Here is a 2,752-nt window from a genome sequence, read left to right as displayed (position 1 = left end):
GCAATTCAAGTGGATTCTCAACGCGTGGCAGTTTTACTATGCGTTAGGTAAAGTGTTTTACGGTGCAATGCGGCGGCTTGGCCAGTGCGTTGTTCACCACTTAATTGGGCGTTAGCTGGGGTTAAGACAAACGGTGAATTTAGGTGGAAAGGCTTTGGGTTTTCTAGCTACACACCGGACAAATCTCAGCTTCTCAACTATCTCGCCAGTGGCACTTTTCGGGAAGTGTTTGAACTTAACGAAGTCTGCTTACGGGAAGAGTTGTGTTTGCTAAGTTCGTTGGTGTGGTTTCTTTGTTGTCGAAATTCATGAATGCCTAAATGCGTTTCGTGTGCTCTGTCGTTGGCTTTTTCGATAGAATTCTTTGCAAATTACCGAGCCCAGGTGTGGTGATTTTCTCGGTCATTTCTTCTTTGCCAAGAGCATTTCGTGGATTGGGTTTTAATTTCACAGCTGTCCGTTTTACTTTGCCGTTTGAAAGCAATAATGTGTTTCAAATTAGGCATTTTGGTGTAATTTGTTAGCGAAAGTGCAGCAGCTAACTAGGCGTTTAAGACGGATTCCCAACGCTTGGGAGTTTCGGCTCTAGGTTGAGTTTTGTGTTTAAGGCGCAATGGTTTAGGATTGTGGTCGCGTTGCTCACCACTTAACGCAGCGTTATGCAACTCAGGTAAATTTAGGGGTTCAATCTTTTGGGATTTCTCCGGCCATTCGTTTTGAGCTGTCGGAAAATGAGCATTTTTACCCTCAAATTCGTGGTTAACTCAAACCGTAAAACAGACAAATTTCTTTGTTTGCCTCAATCGGTTTTAGCGTTGGCGTGTTGTCAATTTAGTTGGCGCAAAGTGTGGAAAGAGCAAGTTAATCGATCATTTTGTATTTGTTGAAGGCTTTGCTCGTTGAGTTTGTTTGGTTCAAAAGCCTAGTTTGTCGCTGAAAGGCAGACTTCATTTTTGCGGCTTATTTATCACGGCTTTTGCTTGGGTTGATTCTTTAATCACTCAACCATTGCAATTGTGGTTTTTGATCGAGTAAAGTCAGCTTATCTTATTGAATTTGCATAACAAACAATTCAAGTGGATTCTCAACGCGTGGCAGTTTTACTATGCGTTGTGTAAAGTGTTTTACGGTGCAATGCAGCGGCTTGGCCAGTGCGTTGTTCACCACTTAATTGGGCGTTATGTGTTGGATGAGTTTTTAAGGTCAAAGCTACGATTTCATTGAGAATTCGTTCTGTATTTTCGGCAGGTTGGCTTGGTCGAAATGGATTCTTGAACAACCTGAGATTGATCGTTTTTAAGGTTCTTGGGTTGCCTCAATTGAGTTTTGGATCTGGTTTGTGTTGAGTTTCGTCGGTTTCAAATCGCTTTAATTGAAATGTCTTTTTGACTGACTCTCTTGCTGAAGTTCAGCTCTGAAAGTCTGGTGAAGCAAAATGTTTTGTTGTGGGTGAAAGGGCGCTTTCTTTGTTGTCGATTCTGTAAGTGGCTCTCTTTGGCTAAGATCGCTGTGAAATTTAGGTTTTGGTAAGCATTATTTTTGTACGTAACTTATTCAAATCTCTTCATTTCTACGGTGGTTTACTTTGAATTCACGGTAAAATTCACATAACAAGCAATTCAAGTGGATTCTCAACGCGTGGCAGTTTTACTATGCGTTGAGTAAAGTGTTTTACGGTGCAATGCAGCGGCTTGGCCAGTGCGTTGTTCACCACTTAATTGGGCGTTATGCGACTAGAGGAAAAGTCAATGAGAGCACCATTTCAAGTATTAGTATTTCCGTATCAAATACTCAATGAACAACCTCGGTACTTAATCGGAAAACGAAGTGATAATGGTGTATGGCAAGCAGTTTCAGGCGGCGGTGAAGATAGTGAATCCATTATCGAGGCTGCAAAGCGTGAACTTAAAGAAGAAACTGGTTTAATTGGTAGTGAATGGCAGCAATTGGACTCAATGTGTATGCTTCCAAAAGTGTACTATGCTGGTCATGAAAATTGGACTAATCATCAGTTTGTAGTACCTGAATATTCTTTTTCAGTTCGGGTGTCTACTGAGCCTCGGCTATCAAATGAGCATACAAAGTTTCGTTGGTGTGGTTTTCAAGAGGCTAGTGAACTTTTGAAATATGACTCAAACAGAATAGCCTTATGGGAGCTTAATCAAAGGCTTAATAGCAACCTTTGAAAAATCGCATAACAAACAATTTAAGAGGGATTCCCAACGCTTGGCATTTTTGCTTCTACTTCAATTTTAGTGGTTACGGCACAATGCTTTAGGTTGGGTGATCGCGTTGCTCACCCCTTAATTGGGCGTTAGCTGGGGTTAAGAAAAGCTGTGAATTTAGGGTGGAAAGGCTTTCGGTTTTCTAGCTACACACCGGATAATTCTCAGTTTCTCAACTATCTCGCCAGTGGCACTTTTTGGGAAGTGTTTGAACTTAACGAAGTCTGCTTACGGGAAATGTTGTGTTTGTTAAGTTCGTTGACGCGGCTTCTTTGCTGTTGAAATTCATGAATGCCTAAATTCATTTCGTGTGCTCTGTCGTTGGCTTTTTCGATAGAATTCTTTGCAAATTACCGAGCTCAGGAATGGTGATTTCCTCGGTCATTTCTTCTTTGCCAAACGCATTTCGTGGATTGGGTTTTAATTTCACAGCTGTCCGTTTTACTTTGCCGTTTGAAAGCAATAATGTGTTCCAAATTAGGCATTTTGGCGTAATTTGCTAGCTAAAGTGCAGCAGCTAACTAGGC

General features: G+C 41.4%; 2 protein-coding genes. One reads left to right on the top strand and one right to left on the bottom strand.

All coding sequences use genetic code 11. The features are described from left to right. Positions 1 to 1,748 precede the first annotated feature (1,748 nt). Positions 1,749 to 2,186, top strand: coding sequence for an NUDIX hydrolase (locus tag AACW06_RS19135; protein ID WP_192076278.1), 438 nt, complete (start codon positions 1,749 to 1,751; stop codon positions 2,184 to 2,186). Between the two features lie 340 nt (positions 2,187 to 2,526). On the opposite strand, the gene AACW06_RS19130 is transcribed toward AACW06_RS19135, so the two are convergent. Continuing rightward, a complete protein-coding gene (locus tag AACW06_RS19130; protein ID WP_272956776.1) occupies positions 2,527 to 2,655 on the bottom strand; it encodes a hypothetical protein in 129 nt (42 codons plus the stop codon). Positions 2,656 to 2,752 lie beyond the last annotated feature (97 nt).

The organism is Vibrio sp. S12_S33, from assembly GCF_963889785.1.
GTDB classification, from domain to species: domain Bacteria; phylum Pseudomonadota; class Gammaproteobacteria; order Enterobacterales; family Vibrionaceae; genus Vibrio; species Vibrio aestuarianus.
The sequence above is the reverse complement of the archived record's forward strand: the minus strand, read 5'-3'. Positions and strand labels throughout refer to the sequence as shown.

What these genes read in the sequence shown, in the direction of transcription:
- AACW06_RS19135 (WP_192076278.1), top strand. Translation starts at nt 1,749, where the DNA reads ATGAGAGCACCATTTCAAGTATTAGTATTTCCGTATCAAATACTCAAT.